Origin of the sequence: Ferroplasma sp., assembly GCF_037442045.1 — an archaeon.
Lineage (GTDB): Archaea > Thermoplasmatota > Thermoplasmata > Thermoplasmatales > Thermoplasmataceae > Ferroplasma.
This window is the reverse complement of sequence record NZ_JBBIRC010000058.1, coordinates 1-6,874: the sequence shown is the minus strand read 5'-3', so window position 1 is coordinate 6,874 and position 6,874 is coordinate 1. Positions and strand designations below refer to the sequence as shown.

Here is a 6,874-nt window from a genome sequence, read left to right as displayed (position 1 = left end):
CAAATAATAAAAATGTTAATATATCAACAATCCAGCGTTGTCCTTTCATTTCAAAATCAATCAAAATTGCTATATAAATATTTTCTTTAATTTTACGGCATTCCTCTGCTATTAAAGTTATTTTCTTGTATTTAATCCGCAAATCGTAAATTTTATAGGAATAGAATATGAATACTGTGCCTGGTTATACATAGAGTTCATAGTGAATAACGAAAATGAAAATATTTCTTGCAATAATGGATATAGATTTTTTCTCTAAATTAAACATTAAGAAATGATTGATAAAAATTTACAAAGATACAATAGAATTTTCCATGGAGTATCATAAAAAACTGTAATGTATGGAAAACGGGTAATGTTCATCTCCTCAAAAATGGTAAAGTTTGCAGTAAATTATGTATTCTTATATACGGTGCTTGATCCAGAAATGAGAGGAAGGGAACTGAGAATGCCAAAGCATCCTGATGATTATGGAATATTTTCAGTGAAGAGAAAATGATTCGAAGTTATCATGAACTATTCAGAGCCCATACATGAAGAACAGATGCAATTGTATTATTTAAGGAAATATGTGAAGAAAGCATTTTCATATTCAAAGAATTATCTTGCTATTCTTATATTAAGGGTTCACAGTGAAGATGCACTGAGAAGCTATCTTTTCCTGGTCTTTTGCATTGTAGTTTATATGGAAATGCTGAATATTATAGATTCTGTGGAAAGCTCACTGGATATATTGAGAAAACTTAAATGCAAGGCCTGTGAGCATGAAGTTCTTGTTCAGGAGCGAAAAACAGAAGGAACTGTTCAAAAAGATAGCGCCCAGTACCATTGGAATTTAGGAAATTATATAACTTTTTTGAGTCAACCCAAATCCATTAATTCTCATATTTCAAATAAATTACAGAATAAAAATATAAAAAAGTTAACTGTTTTTTATGAATCGATATACCTGAACTTTATTTTTTCTATAACCTTTGGTATGTCTATTTTCATGGGGCATACTTCTTTGCATCCTCCGGAATGCATGCAAAGCATTGCTTTATCATATTTCTTCATTGTAACAGCAGACCACATTATTCCAGTAGGGCCTGTATAAGGGCTGTCACCGAAATCTTTCCCGTATAATTTATACGATGGGCATGAGAAATAACATCTTCCACATCTTATGCAAAGAAGTGAATCCCTTATTTCTGAGTTTATGGCTTCCTTTCTCCCGTTGTCAAGCACTATTAAATGGAATTCTTTTGGCCCTGTTGCAGGTGAAACTCTCTGAAGTTCTATATCTCCGGTGGCACTTGGGCCTGAGGTTACATTTATGTATGTTGGCGGATAGAAACCGGCATATGATGCCTGAACTATAACTTCATTAAATGCGTCTTTTAATGTAGGAACTATTTTATCTATGCCGGTTATTGCAATATGTATTTCTGGAAGCACTGTATCCATTCTTATATTTCCCTCATTTTCTATTAAAAGCACTGAACCGGTATCGGCAGCTACTGAATTTGCTCCAGTAATTCCCACTTCTGCTGCCAGGTATTTCTCCATTAAAAATTTCCTTACACTCTTAACCATGTCCTCTGCCGAAGAATTCTCATTTATATTTTTATCCAGATCTTCATTTAAAAGTTTCCCAATTTTGTCCTTGGTTAGATGAATTGCAGGGGCAACCATATGTGAGGGCATATCCTTATTGATCTGTACAAGATATTCGCCCAGATCTGTTTCCCATATGTCTTTTCCTTCCTTTTCCATTTCATCTCTGAGCTTTATTTCATAAAGAACATTTGATTTTGATACAACAATTTTTGTTCTTTCCTTTATTATTTCTTTTACCATGCTCATTGCTTCATCTGCATTTTTTGCAAGATGGAAATGGCCACCGGTTTTTTTAACGCTTTCTTCGGTTTTTTCTATATACTCATCTATATTGTCTAAAACTTTATTTTTTACATTTCTGAGTTCGTCTGCAATATCTTTAATGTATGGATTTTCTTCCAGTATCTTATTTACCTTTGGGGAATTGTTTAAAATAGCCTTATTTACTGCAACATCCCATTCATAGTTCATGAAACCACCTCTGCAATATCCTTTATGTTATTTATATAAGGCGAAAGGTTCTGATAGCATAGAGGGCACATTACCAGTACATTTTCATTTACCGATAATAATTTCTCCGCACGGCTTTTGGAAATATCCTCGCTATCCTTATTTGAAATAAGGGATAATGGGCCACCGCAGCAGCTGCCCATCTCCTTGCTTGTTATTAAATAATTTTCGTTTAATTTGATTCCTGAACCGTTTATTTTATTCCTTATTGAGTTATACATATCCATGGACCTTGAATACAGGCAAGAATCGTGTATAACGTAATTTCCGGTTCCTTTGAAATTCACAAGATCCAAATAATTTATAACGTCTATGTCAAAATCTATAAAATCCTTATAGCGCTTCAATGCATTTGTTGTATGTGGATCAACGGTTATAATCCTTTTTATTCCATTTTCATTAAAGAAGTTATAGAGTTTTTTCCCATATTCCTTATATTCATTTAGGAATCCTGATTCTAACAGCAAAGCACCAGAGTAAGGCTCTTTATCATAAAGGTATCCAAATTTTAGATTATTTTTTAAAAGCATTGACTTTATGCTTTTTAATATATTAAAAGAACGCTCCAATTCATCGCTATTTGGCTTGATTAAGAATTTGGAAGCGGTCATAAGCCTTCTTGGAATGTTCAATTTATATATCTTCGGAAATAATGATTCGTATCTTTTCAGTATTCCGGATATCTGGTACATATAGGATGTGTAAAAAACAGTTTCACCACCTTCAGGAATATCGGTGGCCCATGAAGAATATAACTTTGTGTCCAGCGGAAAAGGAAGATAACTTTCCATCAGGTTCTGAAAAATCATGTCCTTCATTTTCTTTATCATTGGCTTGTTAATTTCCATTAAAATATATCAATTGCTGACTTATAAATATATTTATGGACATGATTATTTTTAGTTCTGGAACGGGACATATAGATATTTATATCAAAAAATAATACAGTAATTGAGGAAGCATGGGGTAATCAGGTATCCTAGTGGGCTCCAGTCAGTTTGTGATTAACTAAAGGTCTTCTGAATATATGATGAGTGACTGGAAAGATGAAACATGGAAGAGACCCTTAGATCTGGGTTCAAATCCCAGTGCTTCCACTTTTATAGAAATTTATCCTTTAAGGAATTTAAACAGAGTAACCAATACATGCATATCAGAAAATATTAATTTGAAAATGATTCCTGTAAGAATTAATAGCAGTATTAATTCATCCACCTTTATTGAATCATTATTTATCAATGCACTGTGGTATATCTCATCCCTGTCCTCCGGCACATTTAATTTTAATTCTCCGTTCTTTGTCTTTAAATTCCTTCTGTAATGGCCATTTTTTATTCCTGGCTCCCCTGACATCTATGAATCTATTTCTATTTTCAACAGTTCATTTGCCTTCTACAGTTTTCCTTATTATCTCTTGCATATTTTATAAGTTTAGAGCATTATATTCCGTATTTTATTGCCTCCGTACTCAATAGAGGCATTCTTTCCTGTTATTTAACCGATAATTTCGTTAATAACAGAGGGTTTATATTTACGCAAAAAAACATACATAACCTTAATGGGCAGGATATTTAAGTAAAATCTATTTCAATTTTATATAAAAATTCGGTTCAGAGTTTAAGGAGAACCCACAATATGAGGCGGTAAAAATCGGTTTTTTAAACATATAGAATTACTGGCATTAATTTTAAATATACGTATATAATTATATACGTATGAAAAGAAAATTGACTTTGTCTATTGACGAAAATGTAATAAGGAACGCAAAATCTATACTGGCACTTGAAAATAAAACTGTTAGCCAGGTAGTCGAAGATGATTTGAAACGCTTATCATTGAGATATGAAATTGAAAATGCCATGAAAGATAATGGTATCGAATATATTGACATTAATGACAGTTATATTATAAAAAATAGAGAGAAAATGAAAAAGACTGATTCTATCGATATTATAAAAGAAATAAGGAATGATTATGACGAACGCCTATCTGGATACTAGTGCAATAGTTAAGAGATATTTAAATGAAGATTCATCAGATAAAGTGGATGAAATATTTAAAAAAGTATATGCAGGTGAAAATAAAATTATTATTTCAGTAATTGTGTTTGGCGAAATTTCTACTGTCTTCGATAAATATGAGCAAAGAGGAGTAATAAACAATGCCCAATTTTATTATTCTGAATTCCTGAATGAAATGCTAAAATTAACAAAAGTTAATTCTATACAGGTAATAAATATAACAGCAGAAAATATAATTAAATCTGGAAAAATGTGCATTAAAAAACATATTCCTTTAATGGATACAATACATATTGTATCTGCTTTCAATTCTGATATATTTATAACTGCAGATAAGGCACAATATTCAACTGCAAAGGAGTTAAATTTCAATGCATTATTAATATAATATCTCTGTCCTATTTCATATTATTTAATTTTCTCACGTTACAACTTTTTAATTTTTCTTTTAATATGTTTTGAATTTAATAACATGGCTTATTGTTTGCTTTTATCCGACGCAGAAATGATCCAGAATTTCGACCTTACGTCGTTATATTAATGCATTGCAATACGTGTGGACCTGTTTAATTCGTTATATTTATATACAGTGTTTGGATATATAAATAGGGTGTGATCTTTTGACCTTCGAGGTCGTTTTAAATACACACCCTGTTTTTATTCGGTTATTTATGAATAAACGCGGAAGATGCATTTGGAATCGCTCTCAGAATATTTCAGGAAACTTCCAATACTTTATTCAAATACTTAAAATTAATATTAATGGCATTCTCAAGTTTTGTTTTGAGGGATTTTCAGATTATTATAAAATAATCCCTGCTTCTTTTATGATCTACTTTTAATGACTTATATTTTAATTCATTATAAAGCATAATCCCATCTATATTTTCCTTAAAGTTTCATATGGGAATTCCCTTACCTGTGGTTTGTTTAATTCTAATACCCCATCAGCTGTCTTTAATGTTCTTATTCCCTGCCTGTGTGCTTTTCTTTCATTGGTTAAGGATAGGCTGATACCAGCACATTAACTTCTTCCCCCCATTACTGAATTTTACACTCATTCCACTGGCTGTTTCTTTCCTTCTTTTCTGCCAATCAAAAGTATTTATTAACCCTTTTAATGTTTCAACCTGGTTCTGCATATTTTTCACTTCTCAAATCTAAATTGTGCAGGGCCTTATGAATTTTACAGCAATTACATTACGCTATCAAATCCTAAGCAAGAGCTATAATCAATGCTCCAGTTACGGAAAGTAAAATTCCACTATATTGAGCTATATTTAATTTTTCGTGGTATAAAAATTTTCCTGAAATTGCAAGCGACGCTGGAAGCATGGCTATTAGTGAGCCAGCCAGTATCAGAATTCCATCCTGTATTGACAAAGAGTAAAAAACATTACCTGAACCATCCAGCAAACCTGCAAGAATGGCAAGAAAAATAACAGAATAAGCAACTTTTGGATGATTGTTATTTACATTGGCTGAAACAGACCTTGCCTTTTTAATTATAGCAGGAAAGTTAAATATTAACAGCACAGACAAAAATCCTGTGATCCTTGCCATTAGCAATGGGACAGGGGAAGCATGCAGTGAAAGGATTGCAAATGATAATGGTATGTAATATATTCCCCAGATTATATTTGCTAAAGCTGCAATCAGAAGGACTTTATTCACCTTAAATCCTTTTTTTACAGTAACGAATATTGACCCAAGTATTATTAGGATTATTCCGGGAAGTATAAATGATGTAACGGTTTCCTTTAATATAAGAAGGCCGAATGATATGACTACAATTTGCTGTATGTTAATGGTAACTCCTGCATTCCCTAAATTTTCTGATTTTAATGACCTGTAAAACAATATATATCCCAATCCAAGCAGAACACCGGATACCAGTGAAAGGGACATTACCATAATTGATATGCTTTCTGCAGGCATAATAAATATACTGATTACCATTGGAATGACACCGGCTCCTGTAATAATGATTGATATTTCATTTGTGCTGATCTTGGCTGTTAATCCTTTTATCAATGAATTTGAGACTGTCCAGAACAACAGTGTGAATGCAGGTATCAGTAATAGGTCCAACATTATTATTAAAAAATCTGTAGAGCTGCGATATATTTATACTTATTATAAAAATAAAAACTCTATATCCCTGCAAAATAAGGTATATCTCAATTTCACTGTTTCTTCTTCAAGTAATATCATAACAATATTTTTGTTTAATTTTTATTAATATATAAACTTTGCGCGTGGCGGTTTTTTGTGCATGCATACAATATATACCTGTAACGCCAGTGAAGATATATGTTTAATGATTAAAGCGTGGGAATTAATTGATGATAATACGTGACCTGTAAGCAAGCAGGCTATCAAAAAACTATTTTCATTATTTATATGGCAGAAAAAAGGAAATGATAGTATAACCATTTATTAACTATTATACGGGCTTAAAAAGAAGATAAATTGCATGACATGAGATTAAATCAATAAATAGAAAATAAAATTCTCTGTAAGTTCAAGAAATGAAATAAAATAAGATATTTTTAAAAATGTTAATTATAAAATAAAGGTCGTTAACAAAGAATAAATATAAGTTTTTAATATAATGAAATATATAAAAAGGTAAAAATATGGAGAAAAAAAGTATTATCTTGCCGGATTGGAGGAGGAGACTTTTACAGGAACATTTGCTTACATCATTAATATTGCTGGAACTGATTTTAAGCGCAGTATTC

General features: G+C 31.5%; 8 protein-coding genes and 1 tRNA gene. 4 read left to right on the top strand and 5 right to left on the bottom strand.

Annotation, left to right across the window (positions count from 1 at the left end; all coding sequences use genetic code 11):
• The first annotated feature begins 355 nt into the window (after positions 1-355).
• Entirely contained in the window at positions 356-499 is a 144-nt protein-coding gene (locus WKI77_RS06880) for a hypothetical protein (protein ID WP_337861089.1), read from the top strand.
• Positions 500-933: 434 nt separating this feature from the next.
• On the opposite strand, the gene WKI77_RS06875 is transcribed toward WKI77_RS06880, so the two are convergent.
• Together WKI77_RS06875 and WKI77_RS06870 are read right to left on the bottom strand one after the other, a co-directional pair.
• Entirely contained in the window at positions 934-2,070 is a 1,137-nt protein-coding gene (locus WKI77_RS06875) for a lactate utilization protein B (protein WP_337861088.1), read from the bottom strand.
• The gene (locus WKI77_RS06870; RefSeq protein WP_337861087.1) at positions 2,067-2,957 is read right to left on the bottom strand and encodes a (Fe-S)-binding protein; all 891 of its coding nucleotides are present in this window, start codon (positions 2,955-2,957) and stop codon (positions 2,067-2,069) included. Before WKI77_RS06870 ends, WKI77_RS06875 begins: the two co-directional genes overlap by 4 nt.
• A 107-nt stretch (positions 2,958-3,064) precedes the next feature.
• Here WKI77_RS06870 and WKI77_RS06865 point away from each other — a divergent pair.
• Positions 3,065-3,206, top strand: a tRNA-Trp gene (locus tag WKI77_RS06865).
• Between the two features lie 13 nt (positions 3,207-3,219).
• On the opposite strand, the gene WKI77_RS06860 is transcribed toward WKI77_RS06865, so the two are convergent.
• Entirely contained in the window at positions 3,220-3,462 is a 243-nt protein-coding gene (locus WKI77_RS06860; RefSeq protein ID WP_337861086.1) for a transposase, read from the bottom strand.
• 362 nt (positions 3,463-3,824) lie between these two features.
• Here WKI77_RS06860 and WKI77_RS06855 point away from each other — a divergent pair, with 362 nt between their 5' ends.
• Both WKI77_RS06855 and WKI77_RS06850 read left to right on the top strand, forming a co-directional pair.
• Positions 3,825-4,109 (top strand): DUF6364 family protein, encoded by a 285-nt coding sequence (locus WKI77_RS06855; protein WP_337861085.1) that lies wholly within the window; start codon positions 3,825-3,827, stop codon positions 4,107-4,109.
• Positions 4,084-4,518: a type II toxin-antitoxin system VapC family toxin gene (locus WKI77_RS06850; RefSeq protein WP_337861084.1), complete on the top strand. Its 435-nt coding sequence runs from the start codon at positions 4,084-4,086 to the stop codon at positions 4,516-4,518. The genes WKI77_RS06855 and WKI77_RS06850 overlap by 26 nt, the downstream gene beginning before the upstream one ends.
• Positions 4,519-5,122: 604 nt before the next feature.
• Here WKI77_RS06850 and WKI77_RS06845 read toward each other — a convergent pair.
• Together WKI77_RS06845 and WKI77_RS06840 are read right to left on the bottom strand one after the other, a co-directional pair.
• Entirely contained in the window at positions 5,123-5,272 is a 150-nt protein-coding gene (locus WKI77_RS06845; protein ID WP_337861083.1) for a hypothetical protein, read from the bottom strand.
• A gap of 73 nt (positions 5,273-5,345) precedes the next feature.
• Entirely contained in the window at positions 5,346-6,224 is an 879-nt protein-coding gene (locus tag WKI77_RS06840) for an EamA family transporter (RefSeq protein ID WP_337861082.1), read from the bottom strand.
• Positions 6,225-6,874 lie beyond the last annotated feature (650 nt).

Bases quoted from the DNA above. Each gene is read 5' to 3' on its own strand.
- WKI77_RS06875 (WP_337861088.1), bottom strand. From the start codon at position 2,070: ATGAACTATGAATGGGATGTTGCAGTAAATAAGGCTATTTTAAACAAT.
- WKI77_RS06840 (WP_337861082.1), bottom strand. From the start codon at position 6,224: ATGTTGGACCTATTACTGATACCTGCATTCACACTGTTGTTCTGGACA.
- WKI77_RS06855 (WP_337861085.1), top strand. From the start codon at position 3,825: ATGAAAAGAAAATTGACTTTGTCTATTGACGAAAATGTAATAAGGAAC.
- WKI77_RS06880 (WP_337861089.1), top strand. From the start codon at position 356: ATGTTCATCTCCTCAAAAATGGTAAAGTTTGCAGTAAATTATGTATTC.
- WKI77_RS06870 (WP_337861087.1), bottom strand. From the start codon at position 2,957: ATGGAAATTAACAAGCCAATGATAAAGAAAATGAAGGACATGATTTTT.
- WKI77_RS06850 (WP_337861084.1), top strand. From the start codon at position 4,084: ATGACGAACGCCTATCTGGATACTAGTGCAATAGTTAAGAGATATTTA.
- WKI77_RS06845 (WP_337861083.1), bottom strand. From the start codon at position 5,272: ATGCAGAACCAGGTTGAAACATTAAAAGGGTTAATAAATACTTTTGAT.
- WKI77_RS06860 (WP_337861086.1), bottom strand. From the start codon at position 3,462: ATGTCAGGGGAGCCAGGAATAAAAAATGGCCATTACAGAAGGAATTTA.